24 protein-coding genes are annotated in these 24631 nt (G+C 62.8%); 14 read left to right on the top strand and 10 right to left on the bottom strand.

The genetic code is table 11. From position 1 onward, the window contains the following. The 11 genes from JOZ76_RS00935 to JOZ76_RS00885 all read left to right on the top strand — a co-directional run. Positions 1-509: hypothetical protein (locus JOZ76_RS00935; protein ID WP_366938529.1), on the top strand; the 509-nt coding region annotated here is incomplete at its 5' end. Between the two features lie 336 nt (positions 510-845). Continuing rightward, positions 846-1175: a ribbon-helix-helix domain-containing protein gene (locus tag JOZ76_RS00930; RefSeq protein WP_291696760.1), complete on the top strand. Its 330-nt coding sequence runs from the start codon at positions 846-848 to the stop codon at positions 1173-1175. A 78-nt stretch (positions 1176-1253) separates the two neighbouring features. Continuing rightward, entirely contained in the window at positions 1254-1649 is a 396-nt protein-coding gene (locus JOZ76_RS00925; RefSeq protein WP_291696759.1) for a VOC family protein, read from the top strand. A 38-nt stretch (positions 1650-1687) separates the two neighbouring features. Continuing rightward, positions 1688-2242 carry a gluconate 2-dehydrogenase subunit 3 family protein gene (locus JOZ76_RS00920; RefSeq protein ID WP_291696758.1) on the top strand — a complete coding sequence of 185 codons (555 nt, stop codon included), beginning with the start codon at positions 1688-1690 and terminating at the stop codon, positions 2240-2242. A 49-nt stretch (positions 2243-2291) separates the two neighbouring features. Further along, a complete protein-coding gene (locus JOZ76_RS00915; protein WP_291696757.1) occupies positions 2292-3860 on the top strand; it encodes a GMC family oxidoreductase in 1569 nt (522 codons plus the stop codon). Between the two features lie 322 nt (positions 3861-4182). Beyond that, positions 4183-4362, top strand: a complete 180-nt coding sequence (locus JOZ76_RS00910) for a DUF3311 domain-containing protein (protein ID WP_291696756.1) — start codon at positions 4183-4185, stop codon at positions 4360-4362. Between the two features lie 9 nt (positions 4363-4371). Beyond that, positions 4372-5871 (top strand): monocarboxylate uptake permease MctP, encoded by a 1500-nt coding sequence (gene mctP, locus JOZ76_RS00905; protein WP_291696755.1) that lies wholly within the window; start codon positions 4372-4374, stop codon positions 5869-5871. 312 nt (positions 5872-6183) lie between these two features. Next, positions 6184-7470, top strand: a complete 1287-nt coding sequence (locus tag JOZ76_RS00900; protein WP_291696754.1) for an MFS transporter — start codon at positions 6184-6186, stop codon at positions 7468-7470. 195 nt (positions 7471-7665) lie between these two features. Continuing rightward, a complete protein-coding gene (locus JOZ76_RS00895; protein ID WP_291696753.1) occupies positions 7666-8295 on the top strand; it encodes a hypothetical protein in 630 nt (209 codons plus the stop codon). 405 nt (positions 8296-8700) lie between these two features. Then, entirely contained in the window at positions 8701-9252 is a 552-nt protein-coding gene (locus JOZ76_RS00890; protein ID WP_291696752.1) for a hypothetical protein, read from the top strand. A gap of 388 nt (positions 9253-9640) precedes the next feature. Next, positions 9641-10021 carry a nuclear transport factor 2 family protein gene (locus JOZ76_RS00885; protein WP_291696751.1) on the top strand — a complete coding sequence of 127 codons (381 nt, stop codon included), beginning with the start codon at positions 9641-9643 and terminating at the stop codon, positions 10019-10021. 22 nt (positions 10022-10043) lie between these two features. On the opposite strand, the gene JOZ76_RS00880 is transcribed toward JOZ76_RS00885, so the two are convergent. The 10 genes from JOZ76_RS00880 to JOZ76_RS00835 all read right to left on the bottom strand — a co-directional run bounded on the left by JOZ76_RS00880 (position 10044) and on the right by JOZ76_RS00835 (position 22729). Beyond that, the gene (locus tag JOZ76_RS00880; protein ID WP_441299953.1) at positions 10044-10466 is read right to left on the bottom strand and encodes a cysteine rich repeat-containing protein; all 423 of its coding nucleotides are present in this window, start codon (positions 10464-10466) and stop codon (positions 10044-10046) included. A 322-nt stretch (positions 10467-10788) separates the two neighbouring features. After that, complete coding sequence (locus JOZ76_RS00875) at positions 10789-11436, bottom strand: VOC family protein (protein ID WP_291696761.1); 648 nt, start codon at positions 11434-11436, stop codon at positions 10789-10791. A 426-nt stretch (positions 11437-11862) separates the two neighbouring features. Next, entirely contained in the window at positions 11863-13572 is a 1710-nt protein-coding gene (locus JOZ76_RS00870) for an alpha-amylase family glycosyl hydrolase (RefSeq protein WP_291696750.1), read from the bottom strand. A gap of 1144 nt (positions 13573-14716) precedes the next feature. Then, positions 14717-15484 (bottom strand): substrate-binding periplasmic protein, encoded by a 768-nt coding sequence (locus JOZ76_RS00865; protein ID WP_291696749.1) that lies wholly within the window; start codon positions 15482-15484, stop codon positions 14717-14719. Between the two features lie 37 nt (positions 15485-15521). Continuing rightward, complete coding sequence (locus tag JOZ76_RS00860) at positions 15522-15854, bottom strand: c-type cytochrome (RefSeq protein WP_291696748.1); 333 nt, start codon at positions 15852-15854, stop codon at positions 15522-15524. Between the two features lie 85 nt (positions 15855-15939). After that, positions 15940-17664 (bottom strand): pyrroloquinoline quinone-dependent dehydrogenase, encoded by a 1725-nt coding sequence (locus JOZ76_RS00855; protein WP_291696747.1) that lies wholly within the window; start codon positions 17662-17664, stop codon positions 15940-15942. A 558-nt stretch (positions 17665-18222) separates the two neighbouring features. Then, complete coding sequence (locus JOZ76_RS00850; RefSeq protein WP_291696746.1) at positions 18223-20145, bottom strand: acyltransferase family protein; 1923 nt, start codon at positions 20143-20145, stop codon at positions 18223-18225. A 187-nt stretch (positions 20146-20332) separates the two neighbouring features. Then, positions 20333-21118 (bottom strand): 2-keto-4-pentenoate hydratase, encoded by a 786-nt coding sequence (locus tag JOZ76_RS00845; RefSeq protein ID WP_291696745.1) that lies wholly within the window; start codon positions 21116-21118, stop codon positions 20333-20335. A gap of 200 nt (positions 21119-21318) precedes the next feature. Continuing rightward, a complete protein-coding gene (dksA, locus tag JOZ76_RS00840; RefSeq protein ID WP_291696744.1) occupies positions 21319-21684 on the bottom strand; it encodes an RNA polymerase-binding protein DksA in 366 nt (121 codons plus the stop codon). 433 nt (positions 21685-22117) lie between these two features. Further along, the gene (locus tag JOZ76_RS00835) at positions 22118-22729 is read right to left on the bottom strand and encodes an NAD(P)-dependent oxidoreductase (protein WP_291696743.1); all 612 of its coding nucleotides are present in this window, start codon (positions 22727-22729) and stop codon (positions 22118-22120) included. Positions 22730-22844: 115 nt separating this feature from the next. On the opposite strand from JOZ76_RS00835, the gene JOZ76_RS00830 reads away from it, so the two are divergent. The 3 genes from JOZ76_RS00830 to JOZ76_RS00820 all read left to right on the top strand — a co-directional run bounded on the left by JOZ76_RS00830 (position 22845) and on the right by JOZ76_RS00820 (position 24190). Then, the gene (locus tag JOZ76_RS00830; protein WP_291696742.1) at positions 22845-23219 is read left to right on the top strand and encodes a winged helix-turn-helix transcriptional regulator; all 375 of its coding nucleotides are present in this window, start codon (positions 22845-22847) and stop codon (positions 23217-23219) included. 206 nt (positions 23220-23425) lie between these two features. Then, the gene (locus JOZ76_RS00825; RefSeq protein WP_291696741.1) at positions 23426-23884 is read left to right on the top strand and encodes a YidB family protein; all 459 of its coding nucleotides are present in this window, start codon (positions 23426-23428) and stop codon (positions 23882-23884) included. A 42-nt stretch (positions 23885-23926) separates the two neighbouring features. Then, a complete protein-coding gene (locus tag JOZ76_RS00820; protein ID WP_291696740.1) occupies positions 23927-24190 on the top strand; it encodes a GlsB/YeaQ/YmgE family stress response membrane protein in 264 nt (87 codons plus the stop codon). Positions 24191-24631 lie beyond the last annotated feature (441 nt).

Genomic DNA, 24631 nt, shown 5'->3' with positions numbered 1-24631 from the left:
GTCGCCAATTCAGCGCCTGGGTGCTATTCATGTTGCAATGGCCTCAAAGGCGATCGGATCCCGAAGGTGAGATCACAGTGACCTTGGAATGGCAGTACCAGCTGAGATTCGACGTCAGCGACGCCGGGACGGCGGAAGCGGTGCGCCGCGGCGATCCGGCGCTGGGGCGGCTGTTCGATGTCCTCACCGCTCATCACGCGCTGGCGAGATGCCAGTTTGACGCCTTTGCGGAGTATGTCGCCGCGGCCGAAGCGGAGGGTCTCGAAAACTATCCCCTCTATGGGTGGACCAAGGCGACGATCGAAGATCCGGCGAAGAAGGAAAAATATCAAAAATCCTTCACGCTCTATGTTGACGGGCAGGAGGTCTACGCCAAAGAGATTGCGGATGCGCTGGAGCGGGACCTGCAGCCGCTCGTCGATGCCGGGCTGATCACGCGTCTCTCAAAATACGACACCAATCCCGCCAACAATCCTCAGCCGCCGCAGCGCAGCAGCGACCAGGGCTAGCTTTGCTGCGTCACGAGTCCTCTCTCCCGCGTTTTTTCCGGGCGCGCACCATCGAGCAGCGCTGTGCGCGGCCCGAATGACCTCCGCTGTCATTGCCCGCCAAAAGCGGGCAATCCAGTACGCCGCGGCTTCTCAGTGAAATACAGCCGTCTCTGGAATACTGGATCGCCCGGTCAAGCCGGGCGATGATCACGGGTCATTGGAAACCGCGCTGCCTGCGGGAGTGATCCGGCAGGTAGTCCGGTCGCCCGCCCATCGAGCTCGCATGTGCCTTGCGCGGTGCCGGAAAAGCTCCCACACTGGCGCAAACAATAATAGCGGGAACGGGAGGAAGGCATGTGCCATCTGTTTGCCAGCCAAAACCCAGACAGCTACGTCTATGAGACGCGTTCCATCCGCCTCAACGGGCAGAGCACGAGCATCCGGCTCGAAAAGATGTTCTGGACCATCCTCGAACAGATCGCGGCGCGCGAAAACCTGTCGGTGCCGAGCTTCATCTCCGCGCTGCACAGCGAGGTGCTGCTGATGTGGGGACCGGTGCCGAACTTTACCTCACATCTGCGGTGCATCTGTCTCGTTGCCTTGCAGCAACACCAGAGCGACCTGGCGGCAACTCCCGTTCCGGCGCACCGTGCGGAACGAGAGCGCCACGTAGTAGTCGGATAACACCAAACTGTTTTTCGGCGGCCTAGGCTCCCCTTGGCGACGTTCCCACACGTCGCCGGCAGGGAGTTTGGTCGAAATATGGCCAAGGCGATCCACACCATGATCCGCGTCCTGGATGAGGCGCGGTCAATCTCTTTTTATGACAAGGCGTTCGGCCTGAAGATCGCCGAACGGCTCGACTTTCCCGACTTCACGCTGGTCTATCTGTCGAATGCCGAGACGCCGTTCGAAGTCGAGCTCACGGTCAACAAGGGCCGCGCCACGCCCTATGAGCTGGGCGATGGCTACGGCCATGTCGCCGTCAGTGTCGACGATCTCGATGCCGAGCATGCGCGCTTCGAAGGCGCGGGCCTCGAGCCGCGCAACATCGTCGAGTTCAACCGCGACGGAAAACTGTTCGCGCGCTTTTTCTTCGTCGAGGATCCGGACGGCTACAAGATCGAGGTTTTGCAGCGGCACGGCCGCTTCAAGTAACGCGCGATCAAGCGCGAGAGATGTATTGGAGGAGACACATGAGCGATCATCACACGCGCCACGAGAGGCCGAAAACGGAAGTCAGCCGCCGCGTCTTCCTGCGCCGGTCGTCGGAACTCAGCTTTGCCGCGGCGGTGACGATCACGGCCGGCGGCGCGCTGCTCAACGCCTCCGAGGCGTGGGCGCTCGACGTCAAGGGCCTGCAGCCGGAGACCATGAAGACGCTGATCCTGATTGCACGCGACATCTATCCGCACGACAAGGTCGCCGATCGCTTCTACGCGATCGCGATGAAACCCTATGACGAGAAGGCGGCGGGCGATCCCGCGACCAAGGCACAGCTCGAGGCCTTCGTTGCCGGCCTCGATGCCGCGGCCGGCAAGGGCGGCTATGCGGGGCTCGGCTGGGAGTCCCAGCGCGCAGCCTTGCTGCGCGCGGTCAGCGCCTCACCCATGTTCGAGACCATCCGGTCCGGGCTCATCGTCTCGCTCTACAACAATCCGGAGGTGTGGCCGATCTTCGGCTATGAGGGCGAATCCTACTCGAAGGGCGGCTACATCACGCGCGGTTTTGACGACATCGATTGGATCTGAGCGGCCTCGCGAACCGCTTGAACAAAACAAATCGGAAGAGGAAATCGCCATGGCTGCAACATTCAACCAGAACGACGACAGCGTCGTCGTGATCATCGGCTCCGGTGCGGGCGGGGGAACGCTCGGCAACGAGCTCGCGCAGAAGGGCATCAACGTCGTCGTGCTCGAGGCCGGCGAGCGCCACGAATACACCGACTTCATCAACGACGAATGGTCGAGTTTTACCCAGCTCGCCTGGAAGGATCCGCGCACGACCTCTGGCACGTGGCGCGTCTCGAAGAATTTCCCGACGCTGCCGGCGTGGATCGTCAAGGCCGTCGGCGGCTCGACGACGCACTGGGCCGGCGCCTCGCTGCGCTTCCAGGAGCACGAGTTCAGGGCCGCGTCGGTCTATGGCCGCATTCCCAGCGCCAACCTTTTGGACTGGCCGCTCACGCTCGCCGAACTCGAGCCCTATTACGCGCGCGCCGAGGAGAAGATGGGCGTGACGCGGACCGGCGGCCGGCCGGGCCTGCCCGGCAGCAACAATTTCAAGATCATGAAGGCCGGCGCCGACAAGCTCGGTTACAAGGAATGCCACACCGGCAACATGGCGATCAATTCGCTGGAGCGCGATGGCCGCAATGCCTGCCAGCAGACCGGCTTCTGCTTCCAGGGCTGCAAATGGGGCGCCAAATGGTCGACGCTCTACACCGAGATTCCCAAGGGCGAGGCGACCGGCAAGTTGGAGGTGCGGCCGCAATCCCATGTCGCGCGCATCGAACATGATGCCGGCGGCAAGGTGACCGGTGTCGTCTATTTCGACAAGGACGGCAAGGAGCAGCGCCAGAAGGCACGCGTCGTGGCGGTGGCCGGCAATTCGATCGAGAGCCCGCGGCTGCTGCTCAACTCCGCCTCGCCAAAGTTCCCGGACGGGCTTGCCAATTCCTCAGGGCAAGTCGGCCGCAACTACATGCGCCACATGACCGGTTCCGTCTACGCGGTGTTCGACCGCCCGGTGCACATGTATCGCGGCACCACCATGGCCGGGATCATCCGCGACGAAGGCCGCCACGATACCAGCCGCGGCTTTGTCGGCGGCTACGAGATGGAGACGCTGTCGCTCGGGCTGCCGTTCCTGGCGGCCTTCCTCGATCCCGGCGCCTGGGGCCGCGAGTTCACCAGCGCGGTCGACGGCTACAGCAACATGGCGGGCATGTGGCTGGTCGGCGAGGACATGCCGCAGGAGACCAACCGCGTCAGCCTGAGCGACGTCAAGGACCAGTATGGCCTGCCGGTCGCCGACGTGCATTTCGACGATCATCCGAACGACATCGCGATGCGCAACCACGCCTACAAGCAGGGCGCCGCGGTCTACGATGCGGTCGGCGCGACGCGGACTTTTCCGACGCCGCCCTATCCGTCGACGCACAATCTCGGCACCAACCGCATGAGTGCCAATCCGCGCGACGGCGTCGTCAACAAGTTCGGCCAGACCCACGACATCAAGAACCTGTTCGTCTCCGACGGCAGCCAGTTCACCACGGGCGGCGCGGAGAATCCGACGCTCACCATCGTCACGCTGGCGATCCGTCAGGCCGACTACATCGCCGAGCAGATGAAGACCAAGGCGATCTGAGGATTTGAGCTCGTCATTCCGGGGCGATGCGAAGCATCGAACTATGGTGCGCAATTGCGCACCAGAGAGTTTCCGGGTCTGGTCCTGCGGACCAGCCCCGAATGACGATGCAGGAAAGGACGGCCACTATAGCCGGCGCGGTTCGGCCAGGCCAACGCCGCGCGCGAGGTGGTCGTTCACGCGTGTCCCGTGCTGCGATGCAAGGGAAGCAGCGCGCATCCTGCCCGGTCCGCCCAATTGGGTTCTTCCCAGCGTCGGACTCCCTTCCTAGATCTGATATGACGAACCGCCGGCTCGGCCAAGCCGGCCTCGGAGGACGATCATGTGGCTGTTGTTGCTGCTGCCGTTCATCGGCCTGTTGTGGGTGCCGTTCTACAACATGATGGAGCCGGCGCTGTTCGGCTTTCCGTTCTTCTATTGGTATCAGCTCGCCTGGGTGCCGATCACATCGGTCCTGATCTTTCTGGTCTATCGCAGCCTTCCGCCTGACGAAGCGCCATAGGATGCCGTCATGACGGATCAGATCGAATGGACTGCGCTGTCCGTTTTCATTTTCTTCTTCGCGCTCGTCACGGTGATGGGTTTTCTGGCCGCGCGCTGGAAATCCGGTCCGGTCAGCGAGCATCTCGATGAATGGGGGCTTGGCGGCCGCCAATTTGGCACCTGGATCACCTGGTTCCTGGTCGGCGGCGATTTCTACACCGCCTATACCGTCATCGCGGTGCCGGCGCTCGTCTACGCAGTCGGCGCCTATGGCTTCTTCGCGCTGCCCTACACGATCATCGTCTATCCCTTCGTCTTCGCCGTGATGCCCGTGCTGTGGACATCGGCGCACCGGAACGGCTATGTCACGGCGGCCGACGTGGTGCACGGCACCTATAATTCGCGCGCGCTCGAGCTCGTCGTCGCCTTGACCGGCATCGTAGCGACCATGCCCTATATCGCGCTGCAACTGGTCGGCATGGGAACGGTCATCAAGGCGATGGGCCTTTCGGGCGAGTTTCCGATCGTGGCCGCCTTCATCATCCTTGCGCTTTACACCTACAGCTCCGGCCTGCGCGCGCCAGCGCTGATCGCCTTCGTCAAGGATACCATGATCTACATCGTGGTGCTGGTCGCGGTCGTCATCGTGCCGGCGAAACTCGGCGGCTATGCCGCGGTGTTTGCCGCCGCCAATGACGCCTTTGTCGCCAAAGGCGGCGCCACCGGCTTGATCCTGAAGGATTCGCAGATGCTCGCCTATGCGACGCTGGCGCTCGGCTCGGCATTCGCGGCCTTCATGTATCCGCACACGCTGACCGGCGTGTTTGCCTCGAGGTCTGCCGACACGATCCGCAAGAACGCGATCCTGCTGCCGGCCTACACCTTGCTGCTCGGCCTGATCGCGCTGCTCGGCTACATGGCCCATGCGGCCAACCTCAAGATTGCCAGCCCGAACGACGTGGTGCCGATGCTGTTCAAGACGCTGTTTTCATCGTGGTTTGCGGGCTTCGCCTTTGCCGCGATTGCGATCGGCGCGCTGGTGCCGGCGGCGGTGATGAGCATCGGCGCGGCCAATCTGTTCACGCGCAATGTCTGGAAGCACTATGTCGATCCCGCCATCACCCATGCCGGCGAGGCCTCGGTCGCCAAAATCACGTCGCTGGTCGTCAAGGTCGGCGCACTGGCGTTCACGCTGTTTCTGCCGGTGCAATATGCGCTGGACCTGCAACTGCTCGGCGGCCTGTGGATTCTGCAGACGTTCCCGGCGCTCGTGTTCGGTCTCTATACGCGCTGGTTCCGCGCCGACGGCCTGCTCGCCGGCTGGGCGGTCGGCATGGCGTGGGGGACGTGGACGGCGTGGAGCAATGGCTTGAAGCCGCTTGCAGCCATCAGCCTCGGCGACGTGAGCTATTCCTTATACGTCGGCTTGGGCGCATTGATCATCAATACCATCGTGGCCGCGCTGGTCACCGCTGTCATGGCGTGGATCTCGCCGAGCGCCGATCGCAGCGCCGTCGCGGGCTCGTAGCGGTTGGCGTGACAGGGTATCCCGGCCAAAATCGATCGACGTTGTAAGGCACGTCCCTTGTCATTCCGCAAAGCCGGTGCATAGACTGCACCGGCTGAATGACCGACACACGCAACTCAAAGCCGCGCGTAAAGCGGCAGGGACCCTGACCTGATCTCGTCGCAGCACGCCGCGGCGAAGCTCTGATCGTTTCTTCAAACTGCTGGCAGTGTTCTTGCCGCGACCGGGGTTAGCCAGCGCGTTGCGACCACGGCTGCACCAACGACGCTTGGAGAACAGGCCGACCTGGATCAACCCGCTGGAGGAGCGCCGATGACGATGACGGCCGAGATGCCCGGCCAGGTGCCGTGGTGGAAGGAGCCGACGCGGGATCAATGGGTCGCCTGGATCGCGGCCTGGCTCGGTTGGACGCTCGATGCGTTCGACTTCACGATCTTCCTCTTGATCATGGTGCCGATCGCGGAATCCTTTCAGGTGCCGCTGATCGAGGTGACGGCCGTCTTCACCATCACGCTGTGGCTGCGCCTGGTGGGCGCCGTCGGCTCCGGTTGGCTCGCCGATCGCGTCGGGCGCAAGACGCCGCTGATGATCTCGATCCTGTGGTACTCGGTCTGCAATCTCTTCGCCGGCCTCGCGCCGAGTTTTGCGCTGCTGTTCCTGTTCCGCGCGCTGCTCGGCATCGGCATGGGCGCCGAGTGGCCCGCCGGCGCCGCGCTCGCCATGGAGAGTTGGCCGACGCGCTCGCGCGGCCTGATGAGCGGCCTGTTGCAGGGCTCCTGGAGCATCGGCTTTCTGCTGTCGAGCGCCGCCTATGGGCTGCTCTATGACAAGATCGGCTGGCGCGGCCTGTTGATCCTTGGCGTTCTCCCGGCGCTGACGGTGGTGTGGATCCGCATCTACGTCAAGGAGCCGAAGGTGTGGGTGGAGAACCGCCGCATCCAGCGCGAGCAGTCACGCGAATTTCGCGCGCCGCTGCTCGATATCTTCCGCCTGCGCATCCTCGGCAACACCGTCATGGCCTGCCTGTGGATGGCCAGCGGTTTCGTGATCTATTATTCGGTCTACGGCATGTTCGCCACGCATCTGCAAAAGGACCTGCATCTGTCGGCGGCGATGGTGGCGATGCCGATCGCGATGGCCAATCTGGTGGCGTTCCTGGCCAGCGGTTTCTGGGGCTACGTCGCCGACATCTTTGGCCGCCGCTGGGCGATGATCATCCCGGCGGCGATCGGCGCGGTGGTCACGCCGTTCTATCTGTTCACCGACTCCTACGCGATCGTGGCCGGAGCCTTCATCCTGCAGGGCGCGTTCCTCGGCGCGATCTACGGGCAGAACCCAGCCTATTTGAGCGAACGCTTCCCGACCGAGGTGCGCGCGACGGCATCGGGCTTCTGCTATCACCAGGGCGCGATCTGGGCCGGTTTTACCGGCCCCGTGCTGACCTATTTCGCCGCGAACCAGTCGCAGGGATTTGCCATGCCGATGCTGGTCGCGACCGTGGGCGCCGCAGCGGCGTTCGTCGTGACCCTCTTGTTCAGCCCGGAAACGCGCGGCAAGGAACTGGTGCCGCAACTTACGCTGGTCGAGCGTCCCGCCTGACCGTTGCCGTCACTACGACGGTCGCGCCCGCGCTGCCAATCTGGTGACGCGATCGTGGCGCTCGCGTCGGCGCGACCTGCGGCCGCGATCCGCAATCCTACGTGGCATGAATTTTTCAAGAGACACGGGTGCGCTTAGGGGATTGGCAACCTGAAGAGGAGGATAATTTCTTCATTCAAATCCTGGAGACCTGTAATGCGTAAACCAGCAATGACGCCGGATGCCTCGCCGCATCGCGGCACGGCCGCCCCTTACCGCGTTGCCCTCGGCCTGGCGCTCGCAGCGACCGCCGGCGTAATGTTGTGGGGGGCCGGCACCCAGAACGTCTCGTTCGCGAGCGAACTCGGCCGCCTCATCGGGTACGAAACGCCCGTGACGCTCGAGGACCGCGTCGCCGCCCTGACGGGAGAACTCGCCCAGGTCAAGGCGGAGACCCGCAGGCTGCGCCAGAACCAGGGCGACACCTCGGAGGAATTGTCCCATCTGCGGGCAGGCCTTGCCAATGCCGAGATCGGCCTTGATGCGCTGCGCACCACCACCGACGAGAACGAGACGCGGCGGTGCGATGCGGCTGCCCAGATCGAACAAAACCTCGCCCAGCTCAAGGACCAGACGCTGCACCTGCGCATGGCGCAGGACGACACCGCAACCGAGCTCGGCTCGCTGCGTGCTGGCGTTGCGAACAGCGAGATCGGCATCGGCTCGCTCCGCACCACGACCGGCGAAATCCGCAAGCAGATCGGACGCATCGAGGCGGGCCAAGAGGCGACCGGCTCGATCGCCGGGAGCCGCAAGCATCACAGGAAATGGGTGGCGCAGCGCTGAGCTGGCGCTATCTCCTCTGCAATGTGACCCGGAGGGCAGGACCGGCTCGCGGCGCGAGCCGGCGGCGTGACGCCATGGGCCGGATCGCGTGATCCCTCTGCTTGCTGAGCCGCTCGCGTCGCAGGCAACGCTTGCGGCCCGGCGAAACATCCGTCTCCTTGAAATGGCAATAGGTATGCCGGTTGCGGTCGGCATGGCGAGCCGCGCGGGGTGGCGAACGCCAGACGCGCACCCAGGCGGGCGCCGATCAGAGGACGCGAAGGCGGCCCGCATTTGCCCGTGCTTTTGGGACCGCCGGCGGCGGACTAGCTTTGCTCATTTGCTCTCCGGGCTGATTCGTCGTCGGGACAGGCAGGCCCGATTCCAGATCGGTATTTCGCATGCGAGCGCCTGCACGGACTACTCATGCAACAGGTTCTTAACGGCCGTTCAGCCATCTCGTCTCAATTCCAGAATTCCACCGGCTGGACCAAGCTCCAGGGCGATCAATACGCCGCCTATTCGGCCTCGATGTCTCTGATCCAGGACACCGCAGAGGCGGTCGAGGCGCATTTGGGCGCGGATTTTTCCAGCGAACCGGCGCGGGCGTATCTCGAGTTCTGGGGCGTCATGCAGGCGATCTTCATCCAGCAGGACGCCATCCATGAGCTGCATTTGGTGATCGCGGGCGCACGGCCGATCCTGCCGCCGGGTTCGGCCTGGGTCAGCTTGCGCGAGGTCAAAAATACCTGTGCGGGCCAGGCGGCCAATGGTTGCAAGGCAGCGGCTGCCGCGCAACGGACCTTTATGGGACGTTCGTTCGGCAAGTATGAGCGAATAACCTATGAGCTATGGGAGGCCGGCGGCCGCGTCAGGCATCCGACCTTCAACCTGCGCCGGATGATCCACGACTACGACGACGAAGCAGGCCAGATCCTTCAGAACGTCCTCGTGACGATGCGCCTCAGATGGCCGTGAGGACCGGACCTGCGACGACGCATCGCGTTGCTCGTCGGCTGTCGGGCAACAAGTAGCCCGCATGAGCGAAGCGACATGCGGGGACGACCCGGATGTCGCTCGCTCATCCGGGTTACGCTTGCTACGACGACGAAGCGGGCCAGATCCTTCAGAACGTCCTCGTGACGATGCGCCTCAGATGACCGTGAGGACGGACTTGCGAGGCCGCACGCAATCACGGGCCCTCGTTGGCGCAAGGGCAGACCAGAAAGCGCCCCACGTCGCACGCCACGCACCTTGCTCTTCGGTCGCCACTGCGCGCTGGCGCCCACCAGGTTTCAAGATTGCTTGTAGTGCACTGCAAGTCAGATACCGGGATAATGGCCGAAGCATTGTGTGGGAGATGGCGATGGATGATCGGGCCCTGCGGCTGGCGCTGGAGCGCCATTGGGGTGCTTCGGACGCGAGCGATTTCGAGGTCGAGCATCAGATCTACCGGGAGGATGCCGTTCTTGACTATCCGCAATCGGGCGAGCGGATCCGCGGCCGGCGCAACATCCAGGAGAGCCGGCGCGTCCAGCCGAACAGAAAACATTTCAAGGTCAGGCGAATTCTCGGGAGCGGTGATCTCTGGGTCACTGAATTCGTTCTAACCTATGACGGCGCACCATCGCACGCGGTGAGCATCATGGAGTTCTGCGACGGACTGGTGGCCAGCGAAACGCAATATTTCGCCGATCCGTTCGACCCCTCACCTTCGCGCGCGCATCTCGTCGAGCGAGCGGGCTAGCAGCGACTTGCCGCGAAAGCGACTAATATTCGTCGTCATAGTAGGGCGGCGGCGCGCGATAGTAGGGAGCTGGCGGCGGACCGGGGCGCATGGCATAGGGCGCCGGAGGATATGGCTGCGGCCGCACGACCCGACGGTTTGGCCCGGCAGGCGGCGAAGCAGCGCCAGTTTCGAACACAGCTCGACAACCCGGAGAGAGCCGCGGCGTATTCTGCTGCAGGCAGGCAACGATCCGGCCCGCATCCGGAACCTCGCTGCTGCAGAAGCGCCAGACGTCGGGCGTACAGGCCATCTGCTGCTCGTAGCTGCCGCGATATTGCTGAGCGGATGCCGGGCCGTGAATGACCGAGCCGCTGATCAAGAGCGCAAGCCCCAGAATGGTTCGCCTGTTTCGCATGTTGGCGCCTTCGCAGGATGAGGCCGGCAGGTGCGTCGGCAGTTCCATGCTCTCCAATCGATGGATAGCCGAAAGGTTCTATCGTGTAACGAAACGTGAAGCGCATGACGGGAGCTGTTTCGATAGGAAATCCAGCGAGTGGTGCTGACCTGGCCTCTCGCTGTGTTGCTTGCCCAATGCATGAAGAGGATAGCCCTCATGAGCGGCGCGACATGCGGGACGACGACCCCGATCTCGCCTCGCTCATCCGGGCAAGGCTTGCTGGTCGCTCGGGGTCATCGCCCTGGTGTCTCCGGATTTGCCCCGGCGGAACAAAAAAGAGGGCGAAGCAACGCCATCGCCCAGAAGCGCTTGTTTCAAGGTGTCGCGCTCAATCGGCGGGACCCGCGAACAAGATGAGGTTGCTGTCGGGATCAAGCACGATGAAATTCCTTGCGCCCCAGGGCTGTTTCTTCAGTTCTTGGTAAAAGTTTACGCCTGCGGACTGGAACTCCAAGAAGAGCTGCTTGATCTCTGCTGCGGTCTCGACAGTGATCGAGGCCGACAAAAGCTGTTCGCGCCGGCGAATGTCCCCGACAAAAACTGGCTCGCAAACAAGCTGCATGCAAAGCCGAGCACGGTCGCGCGTGATCATGCCGTAGAACGGCGGATCACCATAAACAAAATCGATTGCAAACCCGAGTTTGGACGTGAAGAAATCGCAGGACGCTCGGACGTCGGCGACATAGAGTTGAGCTTCGGTTCCGCTGAGGATCGGAGCTGTCGTTAGCTGTTTGACTTGTGTGCTCATGGCTGGGGCTCCTGCCTTGAGCGCCTGCCATCCCTCAAACCCCAATTGGCGAGCGACAAGCTCCTGCGCATCGCTGAGCCTGAAGTTCGCCTCCAGCACCTGATGATCGTCGAGGTGCCGAAATCGAGGCAGCATAGCTCGGATCTCGGCGGCAACTGGATGATACCGCTCACGATGCCAGCGCAAGAACTGCTTGGCCTGCTTTTTCAGGTTTTCGAGGTTCGGCATGGGCGCAACTACAATGGACACGTCGTAGGTGGGCATTGCCCCTTCGGCTTCAGCCGATGCGCCCTACTGCAGCCGTGACATGATGCCTCTGCGGACGGTGGATTGTCAACGGCGGCGCCTTCTGATCGAGGGCTGCCGAGAATTGGCGCTGCAGCAAGTTGGCAGGCCATCTAGGTACAGCGGCCATGGTGGCAGCTCACGCGTTCAGGGGCAGCCGGTCTGGCCTTCAGCCGCGTCACTAATCGTCCTCGATGTCCAGCCCTCCTCGTAAAGGTGTTGTTATTCCGCTTTTCGTAAATATTTGGTTCGTCGCGTCATCCCGCCTCGATGACTGCGTGCGGATTTGACCCAGAGCGGTCATTTGCCCACCAGTGATTCCAGGGCACGGTTCGGACCGCCATCGGCCGTGCCCCATATGAACAACTGTCAGGCGAGTATCACGAACTGGTGGGCCTCGAGATCAAGCTGAACAAACCGGGCACCAGAAGGCGCCGTTTGCACCGCAAGGGCACCGAGCTTGCCGTACAAATAGGTCATCTGCGACGGATCCGGATGCAGCGTGGCGTCGACGATGACCCGGTCGTGACGAACCGCTCCCGAAACGTTGTAGGCAATCAAGATTTCCTGTCCATACAGGAGACGTGAAAAGGCAAGTGTGTAGGTCGAACCGAAGGGCAAGCCAAAGCTGAGGCTCTCATCGGCAATTTGCCGATAGTACATTCGGCCGAATCGCAGCGGTTCATGTTGCCGCACGACGTCGGCAATCTTGGCAATTTCCTGATAGATCCGGCACTCGGGGTTCAGAAGGCTTTTCCCGCCCGGCGCCTTGTCGAACATGGCCTCTCGCATCTGATTGTCGCCGCCGCTGCCGCTGAATCCCTGCTCGGTGCCATAGTAGATGCAGGGCGTGCCCAGTGCAGACAGCAGGAAGCCTATTGCGCCGATGACCTGATCATCGCTCGCCCCGCTCGCAAAGCGGCCGGGCTGCCAAAAGGCATCGTGATTGTCGACGAACGTAACAAGATAGCGTCCGATCTCACCGCGGTTCAGGGCACGTTCCCGCTGGGCCTCGAGCCGATTGAAGAGCGTTTGCGGGCCTTCATTGCCCTTCAGCACGTCGCGTAGCGGCGCATTGTCATGATCGGCGAACACTCCTTCGGCGAGCCGGAAATCCAGCACCGAGTTGAGCCCGAAGAAAACCGTGTTGTCGCCGTTCTGTCTCGACGTGTTCTGGCCGATATACCGGTTGTAAATGTCGTCTGAAGGCGAGGCGACTTCGCCAAACAGAAAAAAATTCCGCTTTCCGAGCGCATAGGCATATTCGCGGATGTTGGAGCAGAAACGCGCACAGGCCAGTTCGCCCATGTGCTTGACGGCATCGACCCGGAATCCGTCAACATCAGCTTCGCGCATCCAGTAGCAGTGGGCTTTGATGAGGGTGTTGATGACGTCCGAGCCGATGCCATCATCGTCGTTGGCGTAGTCCTTGAGACCATACATGTCGCCGTGCTGGTTCTCGGGATACGCGTCGTAGTCTCTCATTTCGCCGCGACGATGATACCAGTCCTTGTTGCGTAACTCGACCGGAACCGGGCGGTCGTGGCGCCGAAAATCCCCGAAGTCGAACTCAGTATCGTTCGAATAGAAGTACCGGAACCCACCCGGATAGAACCAGTTGTCGCCCGAGTGATTGATCACGACATCGAGGATGATGCGAATTGGAAACGGATGCCCGTTCATCCTGAACCCGTGAGCCGCCTCGACAAGGTCGATCAGGTCCTGCTTGGTCCCGAAATGTGGATCGATGCGTAGATAGTTGTTGATGTCGTAGCCGTGATAGGCCTCCGGGTTGTTTTCAAAGACCGGCGACAGCCAGATGGCGGTGCATCCGAGGCCGGCAATGTAATCGAGGTTCCGGGTAACCCCGCGGATTGTGCCACCGTAGAAGCTGTTCGGCGTGGCGATGCCCGCGGAGCGGTCCGGGCCTGCCGCAACCGGCCGCGCCGTATCATCCTGAAAGCGATCAACCATCAGAAAATAGATGAACTCTTCGCGCCACTCACGCTCGATGCTGAAATAGCTCTTGCCGGCGAGTGGCGTGAGATCGATGTCCCTGATCGAAGTTGGATCGGCCATCGGCTAGTCCTCGGTCGAAGCGCCAGGCGGGCGCCCGCTCATCCCAGAGTATGGGCCCACGCGGCGCCACGTTAGCGGGCTGCTCGTCCCTGCCAAGCCCAAACCAACGCTGATTGAGCGATTCATGGGCGGCCGCTGGCCGTAGAACGAGCCCTTGAGAACTCCCAAAAAAATGCCCGCCGCCTCGATCCCGGACTGAGCCTGTCGTTGTTGTGCCGGCGAATCCAAGTTCATGAGCAATGCTTGTCCGTCATCTTCTGAGTGCAATAGGGATTGAGCAGACGTTGCGCCAGAGCCGAGGGCAGTGCTCACTTGGACTTGGCTCTGCGTGACCCGAACTCTGGCCTTTGCCGCGTTCGCTGATTCCTCGTCGATGTCCAGCCCTTCATGCAAAAATATTTGTCTTCCGTTTTTCGGAAAAATATGGTTTGATCGCGTCATCCCGCCTCGATGCAGAGGGCGTTTTGGCCAATCGTCACCGGACGTGAGGCGGGGATGCGATGGACGTGTTGGTCGCGCCGGACGAGCGATGCCGATGCGTACGCCGAAGTCGCGTGGTCCTGACACCCCGACGCTGGTGTCAAGTTGGCGAGAGATGATCTTGCCAATGACGGGGGCAAGAAAGCCCGGTCCCCGGGGAGAGCGCGAAGGACAGCGTTAAGCCCATCGCGCAGGGAATGCCGGATGATTCGGCTGAACCTGTGGTTCCTTCCCCGTGCTTTTTTTATTGCACGGGGGCCATGGGTGAGGCCTTCACCCGGCATTCCCTGCGCCCTCTCACTTTTCGAGGGTGATGTCTGGCAAAGCTCGGGCACGTGCTGCCGCGAGAATGCCGACGGCTATCCTCAGAGCTGTTTGACATGTTGAATAGAATGCGCAATCGCGCGCCATTCTCGGGTATCGTTCCGGACGAGCGAGCGGTCGCGCATCGCGCCGCCAGATCTGGCTCCTGTGAGCCGCATCATTCTCAACCGTCATCGCCGGCTTGACCGGGCGATCCAGTACGCTGCGGCCAATCGGCTCAAGCACTGCTGTCTCTGGAATACTGGGTCGCCCGGTCAAGCCGGGCGACGACAGCGATCGGGTTGTTTGGTGGTCGAATTCGATAGCGGCACCTGCCCGGCCTATTTCGGCACCTGCCCGGCTACTTCGGTGCCTGCAGCGACACACCGTAGCGCGCGTAGATTTTCGCGACCGTGCCGTCGTCACGCAGCTTGTCCATCGCGCCGTCGATCGCATCGCGTAAGCCCTGGTCGGGACGCACCATGCCGACGGCGACGTTCCAGGACAGCGTCGGCTCCGAGTCGTCGAGCGCCAGAACGCGGAAAGTCTTGTCCGGATGGCTCTGGTTGTAATAGCCGGCCATGGTCGGCGTCACGGCCGCGGCGTCGATCTGGTGGTTGGCGAGCGCCTCGAGGCTGTCGGCCTCGAAGCCGAAAGTCGATGTCGGCACCTGGCGCTGGCCGATCACCATCGCCGCCACCGAGCCGACCTGGACTCCCACCTTGGTGTGCGCGTCCAGGCTCTTGAACGAGGTCAGACCGCTCGCCTGGGGCACCGCCAGCGCAACGCCGGTGCGATAATAGGGTTTTGAGATCGCAAGGTTGGTCTCGCCCTGCGCCTCGCGGTCGGCGATCACGTCGAGCACGATGTCGCAGCCGGCGCTGCGCATCTGGTATTGCGTAATGATCCAGTCGAGCCGCAGCGAAACGCCGAGCTCGCGCGCCAGCGCCTGACCGAGCTCGACCTGGAAGCCCGGCGGATCGCCGGCCTTGCTGGCGAACGGCAGCGAGTTCGGGTGGGCGCACAGGCCGATGGTGCCGAGCTCACGGATCGCCGCGAGCGGGCGCGCCGCGGCCTGGCCGATCAGCGCAACGGCGCTGCTGATCAGGAGGAGGATAATCGTCTTCATTGCATGTTGCCCCGCTGCAAGATGCGCCATGGCGGCCTCAACGCGGCTTCAAATCCCTGATGTAGATGATGATCGCGTCGATCTGCTGCTCATTGAAGCTGCCGCCGAAGGCGGGCATCGCGCCCTGCTTGCCGTTCTTGATGCGGTTGCGAAGGAAGTCGTCGTCGTGCTGGTCGCCCATCAGCTGCGGCCCCTTGCCGGCTTCGCGGCCGCCGTCGGAATGGCAGAAGCCGCAGGTCGATGCGAACAGCTGGTTGACGTCGAAGTTGGCGAGATCCTCCGGAGTCTGCGCGCGCGCCGGCATCGCAATTCCCTGCGATGCGACAAGCACCGCCAGCAGAACCACCGCGGCGCAATATTTCAGTTTCATGAAACAGGGCTCCAACTGAATAACGCCTGGTCAACGCGCGAGGAGCGGGCTCGTGCCCGCTCCACGCTCCCTGCTGAGAACAAGATTATTTCAGGCTGTAGACGATCAGCGCGCCGTCATCCCTTGGCATGCTCTTGAAAACACCGCCGAAGTTCGCGGCGTAATCGTCGGACAGCATGCCGCCGAAGCCCGCCGTCACGGCGATATATTGCTTGCCGTTCACGGCGTAGCTGATGATACCGCCCTGGTGTCCGGTGCCATCGGAGTGGCTCCACAGCTCTGAGCCGCTATCGGCATCGTAGGCGTGGATGGTGCCACGGGCGTCAGGCAGGAAGACCAGATTGCCACCGGTCGACAACACGCTGGCAATGGGCGGCTCCGGGAAGCGAACCTCCCATTTCTTGGCGCCGGTCACCGGATCGCGCGCATCGAGATGACCATAGATCTCGCCGCCCGGAGGCGGTGCCATCTTGAAGTCGGCGCCGATGTTGAGCTGGACTTGGGGCGCGACCACCGGCGTGGTCTTCTGGACCTCGAGCGTCATACACCATTCCTGCCCGATCTTGTAGTACAGGCCGGTCTTCGGATTGTACGAACCCGAATTCCAGCTGATGCCGCCACCAATATAGGGGCACAGCGGCGGCGACTCGACCTTGCCCGCGGTGAAGTCGCGGCGACCGATCAGTTCGCCGGTCTTGGGATCGATATCCTTGACGAAATTGATGTTCTGAACCAGCCGCCAGACATTCTTGACCCCGAGATTGCGGTCATAGACGAAGACAAAGCCGCTCTTGTTGGGATGCACCACGAGCTTCTGGCCGTCGCGATCCAGCATCAGGAACTCGCCGACCGCGCTGTCGAAATCCCAGGCGTCGTGCGGCAGCTCCTGATGATAGGATTTCAGTTTGCCGCTATCGAGATCGAGCGCGATCACCGAGGTGGTGTAGAGGTTATCGCCGGGACGCGCGCCCTGCGTCTTGTAGTCGGCGCCCGACCAGTCGTAGAGCGGCGCCGGGTTGGCGGTGCCCCACAGGATCGTGTTGGTCTCGGAGTCGTAGGTGCCGGGCATCCAGCCGCCGCCACCGCCGGTGCGCCAAGAATCATTGCCCCAGGTCTTCTGGGCGTCGTCGGTGCCGGCGACCGTCAGAAACTCCCACTTCTTCTTACCCGTAGCGGCATCGACGGCGAAGATCGGGCCGCGACCCGGCCATTCGCCGCCCTGCGATCCGATGATGACCGTGCCCTTGGCATAAAGCGGCGCGCCGGTGAAGCCGACGGTCAACTTCTGGGAATCGATCAGCTTGGTGTCCCAGGCGACCTTCCCGCTCTTCATGTCCAATGCGATCAGCCGGCCGTCGACGGTGCCGACATAGACCTTGCCTTCGCCGAGCGCGACGCCGCGATTATACGGCGAGTGGGTCTGGCGGGCGACCAACGCCTCGTCCAGCTCCGGGAAATAGGACCAGAGCACCTCGCCGGTGTCCCCTTTCAACGCGAAGACCCGACTGTAGGAGCCGGTGTAGTAAAGCACGCCGTCCGCCACCAGCGGCGTCGATTGCAGCCCGCGTGTCGACTTACCCGGGATATGGATCCAGGCGACCCCGAGATTGCCGACATTGCTGGCGTTGATCTGGGAGAGCGGACTGTAGTTATAGGACTTGTAGGAACCATGATTGGTGAGCCAGTCGTTCTGACCGCCGGACTCGATGCGCGCGGTGTCCACCGATTGCGCCGACGCCGTGGACGCCGAGAACGCCGCAGCGATGGCAACAGAAGCAAGCGAAGCAAGACAATTTTGTCGTTTCCTCATGGGCACTTCCTCCGTTTTCACTCTTATTATTGGTCGTGTTGGTCTTATTGGTCGTGTTGGTCGTGATCGGTCGTGATCACGGCATTGCCCGGCCGATGGCGACCGATCGCGGCACGATGCGATCGATCGGGGCGCGATCGGCCCAGCAATATCAACATGTCGCTGTCATCGAGACGTCCCCACCCCTGTTCACGCCCCTCGCGGGCCCGCGTCTTGCGTCAATGATATCTGTGGATCGGCACGCCCTGAATGGCGCGGCAAGCAGTGTCTGCGCGAGCGAGGATAGTGGATCGCCGGGCGCCATCGCGATGGTCTGGTTGGTGCTTCGCACAATCGGCCGCAGGCCGCATCTGCGTCCGCGCTGTCGCTACCATCACGTCCAGCTCCCCCGTGAAAACGGTATCCCGCAATGCGAGCAACTTAAGAGAGTCTGAAATCAGGGCCGCAATTGTCACGCCAGAATTGTGGCGAGACAAGGCCCGATGCTCGCATGGCTCGGCCCCCGGCCGCGCGCGCCGCGCATCGCGACGTCACATCAGGGCGCCGAGGCCGCGGGGATCATCTGCTGAGGAAGTCGCGGAAGACCGCCGCGCTGCGGCCGATCATGTGGTCGGCTCCGGCGACGCTCAGATGGGCCGGATGGCTGTAGAGCCACAATCCGTCCTTCACGACCGGGCAGTCCGCGTCGCAAAAATAATCGATCGGACGGATCAGCGCGACGGCTGAAGGCCAAGTGGCCTGGATCTCGGCCTGGATGTCGGCCAGGATCTGATCGGTCGGCGCGACCATCTGTCTCGCCTTGGCGAGGCTGGCCGCCGGACAGGGCAGCCGCGCGTGCGGCAGCGGCCCCTGCTGCAGACGCGGAGGGTTGACGGGGCAGCCGGGATCGATCTGGGTGCCGACCAGCAGCACGCGGTGGCCGCGGGCGACCAGCTCCCGCACGGTCACGCCGAGCGCCACCCGCAATTTGCGATACGATCCGGCGTCGAACTCCGATGGCGTCACGCCCTGGTCATAGTCGATCGAGGCGTCGTCATACATCTGCCAGAACTGGGTGAAGATCACCGGCAGGCTGGAGTGTTCGAGCACCCCGAGCGCCTCGTCGCGCGCCGCGATGCAATCGGCCCTGCGCGGCGATTTCGACAGCGCCGCACCATAAAGGATCGGGCAGCCGGCGCCGCCGAGGCCCTGATAACTGATCCCGAGCTGCCGCAGCGTCGGCATCAGGCCATATTCATACTGGTTGGAAATGGAATCGCCGACGAACTGCACGCCGACCGGCCCTGAAAGTCCTGTCCGGTCGCTGTCCGCCGGAAAGCTCTGCCGATGCACGCGCTCGGCCTCCTCCTGCGGCAGCCGCCAGCCAAAACCCCTGGTCACGAAGGTCGCATGGGTGAGCGCGACCAGCGGCAGCACCACCAGGGCAAAGGCCGTGGCGGTCCTTGCAAAGCGCGGCGCCTCGGCCTGCGAGGCCAAGATGAAGCGGCGCTCGACAAAAAAATACATCGCCGCGGCGACGATCAGCATCAGCGTCGCCTGCGCAAGCGTGGCCCCAATGCCCTCCGCCGCTGCGCCAAAAATGAATTTTGCGAAGAAGATGATCGGCCAGTGGCAGAGGTACAGCGAATAGGAGATCGCGCCGATCGCGACCATCACAGGATTGGCGGTCATGATCGAGACCAGCGGTGCGCGGCCGGCCCAGATCACGCTGGCCGCGCCCAGGCAGGGCAGCAGCAGCGCGACCTGCAGATGCGGCATGTCCGAACGGAACAGCACGACGCTTAAGAGGATGACGATCACGCCGGCGGCCGCGGCGCCTTCGGTGGCGGCTCTGGATCGGCCGATCGTCTGCTCCGCCCGCAGCACGCCCGCGCCGATGGCGAATTCAAAGATCCGGAACGGCATCAGGAAGAAGGCCGCGGATGGATCGGATTTTTCGACCAGGACCGCGGCGGCGAGCGAAGCCAGCCCGACAATCCCGATCGCCGCAAAGGCTCGGCCAAACCGATGCGCCAGCACGATCAGCACAGGCCAGATCAGATAGAACTGCTCTTCCAGCGACAGCGACCAGAAATGCAGCAGCGCGAGCTCATCCGAATTCGCGGCGAAATAGTGCTCGGACTCCCGCCAGTACTGGATGTTGGCAATCGACAGCAGCGCGTGGGTGCACTCCTTGGCGAGGTCGAGGAACATCAAGGGCGAGCACCACAGCGCGCCCGCGACATAGGTCATGACCACCGTGAAGATCAGCGCCGGATAGATGCGCCGCGTGCGGCGGGCATAGAACTGGCCGAACGAAAACCGCCCCAGCCGCAGGTCGGCGAGGATATTACGACTGATCAGGTAGCCGGAGATCACGAAAAAGACGTCGACGCCGACGAACCCGCCGTCAAAGCCGCGGAGCTTGAGATGGAACAAGACGACGCTGACGACCGCGATTGCGCGCAGGCCAGCGATTTCGGAACGAAACTTGTCCGTCATTGCTGCCGGTAGGACACGCGGCGTCTGATCGGGACGACGTCCTCACCACGTCCCACCGCCACGGCGTTCGAGCACCCATCCCTACCAGCCCGCCTTCCGCGTACAGGCTGCCTCGCCGGGAGTCCAGCCCCAAGTACCGTTGAGTACGGTTCAAGAACCGCTCAAGCACCGTCAATCAATTTCGACCTCAATCGAACGTCGCTTCGACCCGTCCCAGTCCCGAGAGTTCCATCAAAACGTGATCGCCGGCCTTCAGCCACACGGTCTTCACCAAGCTTCCCGTCAGCACGATCTGCCCGGCATGGAGGCCGCGACCCTCGATGGCGAGATGATTGGCGAGCCAGGCCAGCGCCTCGCCGGGATGGCCGAGCACGTCGGCGCCACTGCCTTGCCCCGCGTCGACGCCGTTGATCAGCGCCCGGCCCCGCACCGCGCGCAGATCACCCAGATGGGTCCGCGCTACCGGCATACCGAGCACGCATCCGGCCGCGAAGAAATCGTCAGCGATCAATGTCGGCGCGCCGAGCGTCTCCCATTCTTCATAACGATCGTCGACGATTTCGATCGCGGCCTGGCAGGCATCGACCGCCTCGATCACCCACTCGGCCGTGAACGGCTCCTCGCTCGGCGCAAGATCGCGCGCGATCCGCACCGCGATCTCGCATTCGACGCCGACGCGGATGTAATCGCCGCTCGCCAGCTGCGCGCCGCTCTCGTGCACGCCGCGCTCGAACACGCCCCCGCTGCATGGATGCGGGATGCCAAGATAGTCCTGCATCACCCTGCTGGTGCAGCCGATCTTGTAGCCGATCAGCGCCCCCTGATGCGGCAGCACGAGATCATGCAGCGCGCGCTGCACCGCATAGCCTTCCGCCTCGTCGCGAGGTGCGATGTCGCTCTCCAGCGGCGTCAGCGGTGTGCGGATGCGGCGGGCAACCGCAATCCGGTTTGCGGCAGCAAGAATCCTGTCCATGGCCAAACGCCCCGCGATCTCTGGGGCCAATCTTCACGTTGAGCTGAAACCGGAACAAGCCGAAGGTCGAGCTCGAGAAGCCCATGGTAAACGAATTGGTTTCAAAGGAAAATCGGCCGCCTGCTGAACCGGCACGCGAGCGCGCCGCTCGCGCGTCGATCGGCGCGAGGTCAATTTTCACCGTCAAACCTCTAGCGGGCCTATTCGTCCCGATAGACTTTTTCGCGCTTCTCGTGGCGCTCCTGCGCCTCCACCGACAGCGTTGCGATTGGGCGGGCTTCGAGCCGCTTCAGCGAGATCGGTTCCCCGGTCTCCTCGCAATAGCCGTAGGTGTTGTCCTCGATGCGCTGCAGCGCAGCGTCGATCTTGGAGATCAGCTTGCGCTGACGGTCACGGGCGCGCAGTTCGATGGCGCGGTCGGTCTCCGAGGAGGCGCGATCCGCGAGATCGGGATGATTGACGTTCTCTTCCTGCAGAGCCTGCAACGTCAATTTCGACTCGCGCAGGATCTCGTCCTTCCAGGACAGGAGCTTGGCGCGAAAATACTCGCGCTGGCGCTCGTTCATGAAAGGCTCTTTTTCGGAGGGTCGATAATTCTTCAACTTTTCCAAGGCCAGCCCATCTTTACTGCCGGCGCCGCCACGATGCGACACCCTGGACGAGCGGAAAACCCCTGCTCGCGGCGGCCTTATATAGCGAGGTGTTGTGACAGACAATATCAACACGGGCTCAAGGTGAACCGTCCCCAACACCTTGGCGTGGCAGTCATATCAGAGCGGCTTGCGGACGGTGGAACTGGCCTGCCGCATGGGCCGATTGTGCCGCGAGGGCGGTGCGCCCCCTCTCGCCGTTCTTACGGGAGAGGGTTGGGGTGAGGGGCAAGCCCAGATTTCCACACGCCGTTGATAGACCCCCTCACCCGGATCGCATCAAGATGCGATCCGACCTCTCCCCGCAGGCGGGGAGAGGTGAACCACCGGTGCGGAAGCACATCGCGCTTCAATACCCGACCGTGAAACGCTGGCGGACATGGGCGGGGCGCTCGATCTCGTCGACCATGGCGACCGCGTAGTCCTCGAAACTGATCCAGCTTTTGCCGTCGGCGGCAGTCAGGAGCTGATCGGTTCCGAGGCGGAACTTGCCCGTGCGCTCGCCATCGACGAACAGCGCCGAGGGCGACAGGAAAGTCCAGTTCAGCTCCTTTTCCTGGCGCAGCAGGTCGAGGAACGCGGCGCCCTTCTCGGCTTCCGCCTTGTACTGCGCCGGAAAGTTCGGCGTCCTCACCAGCTGCACGCCCGGCGCCACCTCGAGGCTGCCGGCGCCACCGACCACCAGATACCGCCCAACCTTGGACTCCTTGGCCACGCCGATCAGCTTTGCGGGATCGGAGGCGAGGAAGTGGATCGTGGTGATGGCGGCATCATGGCCAGCCAACAGCGCGGCGAGCGCGGCCTGATCATGCGCATCGCCCGGCTTCGCGCTGACGTTCGGCAGTTTTGCGATTTTGTCGGGGTTGCGCGCAATTGCGGTGACGGTGTGGCCGCGGCGGGACAGCTCGGCCACAATGCGCGAACCGGCGCGCCCGGAGGCGCCGACGACAGCGATCTTCATAACGATCTCCATTCCTGGTCGGAGGTGTGGTATAGAATGGTGACTAGATAACGCCGGGAATGTAAGTGTTAAGAGAGCACTTTTGCGTCACCTGATTACGCCGGAGTAACCGCAGATGAGAAATGGCAACGTCTATGCCGCCGCTTGCCCGACCCGCCAGATCCTCGACCGCGTCGGCGACAAATGGGCCGTGCTGATCCTGCTCTTGCTCCGCGACGACACGAGACGCTTCAACCAGCTGCGCCGCGCCATCGAGGGCATTTCGCAAAAAATGCTGTCGCAGGTGCTGAAGAGCCTGGAGCGCGACGGCCTGATCCGCCGCCGCGTCATCGCGACCGTGCCGGTCACGGTGGAATATTCGATGACGCCGCTCGGCACGACCTTGGCCGCTGCAGTCGATCCGCTGCGCGACTGGGCGGAGAAGAACCTGAAGGATGTTTTGGCCGCGCAGCGCCGCTACGACGCGCAGCAGGCCGACAAGGCGGCGTGAGCGTTCTCGTCATCGACATGCCTGGCCCCTTCGATCTGAACGTCGCCGACGCGCTCTCGGCTATGGCGATGGATCCCACGCGTCCAGGCCTGCGACGGATTCACCTTCCGCGTGTCACCGCGCTCCAAGGCGGGCGACTTCCTTAGGAACCGAACCGAAGTGGAGGAGTTCCGATCCGATCCACGGAGCTTTTGAGGAGGTTGCCCATGGCACGCGGAATGCCTTCCCTGACCGCACTTCTCGGCCTGCTCGCCATTGCCGGATATCAAAACCGGGACAAACTCGCCGAGCTGCTCAAAGGCGGGGGCGCCGGCGCTGCAAACGCCCCCGGCGCCCAGCAGCACTCGCCAGGTGGGCTCCTTGGCAACCTTCCCGGCATGCTCGGCGGGGCCGGAGTGGGTGGATTGCTCAACGGAGGGCTTGGCGAGCTGCTGGAGAAGTTCAACCAGAATGGCCAGGGCGACGTGGCGCAGTCCTGGGTCAGCTCAGGTCCCAATAAGGAAATCGCGCCACCGCAATTGAAGCAGGCGATCGGTTCCGACGTATTGGAGAAGCTCGAACAGCAGACGGGGCTTTCTCAGGAGGAGATCCTGAGCAGGCTTTCCCGCGAGCTGCCCGCCGCTGTCGACAAATACACGCCGGATGGGCGTCTGCCTGACGCCTAGTCCCGCGCTCGTCTGCTCAACTGAAAAAAAGGGAAATGCAAAATGAGCATCCTTTGGACAATTATCATCGGCTTCATCGCCGGCGTGATCGCCAAGTTCATCATGCCAGGTGACAACGAACCCTCCGGGTTCATCCTGACGACCATCCTCGGCATCGTCGGTGCTTTCGTTGCGACTTACCTCGGACAAGCCCTGGGCTGGTATCGTCCCGGAGAGGGTGCAGGACTGGTCGGTGCCGTGGTCGGAGCGATCATCGTGCTTTTCGTCTACGGGCTTTTCGCTGGCCGTCAGCGGCGCGCGATCTGAAGAATTTGCAGCAAGCGTAGCAAGCGGAGGATGGGCAGAGCGAAAGCGAACCCATCACAACCCTACCCAGCGAGCAAGCGCAGCTCGGATGAGCGGCTTGTCGGCCGACTTGTCCGCCATGGCTCCATGGGCGCTACTTCGCACGTCCTACACAAGTGCGACGCCCACCACATAGGCGCCGACCAGCACAGTGAGACTGCTAACGGCAATGGTGAGGTAGATCTGATCCATGACGACCCTCAGAACGGCTCGATTCAATCGTGATTCGCAAGAGCCGCTTCTTACACGGTCGTCGTTGTCAGACCCATCCCATAATCATGGGAGCTCCACTGTTCGCACAGTGAGACGAAGCAAGTGAGAAAAGGCCGACGGGCACTACGCCGGCGACCTCTTCCTGCAACTGCCGGCTCGCGGGTCCGGTTCCGCTGCGACTCTCGGCAC

It is taken from the genome of Bradyrhizobium sp., from assembly GCF_019244115.1.
GTDB lineage: Bacteria > Pseudomonadota > Alphaproteobacteria > Rhizobiales > Xanthobacteraceae > Bradyrhizobium.
Note: the sequence above shows the minus strand (reverse complement) of the source record. Positions and strands in the feature narration are given on the sequence as shown.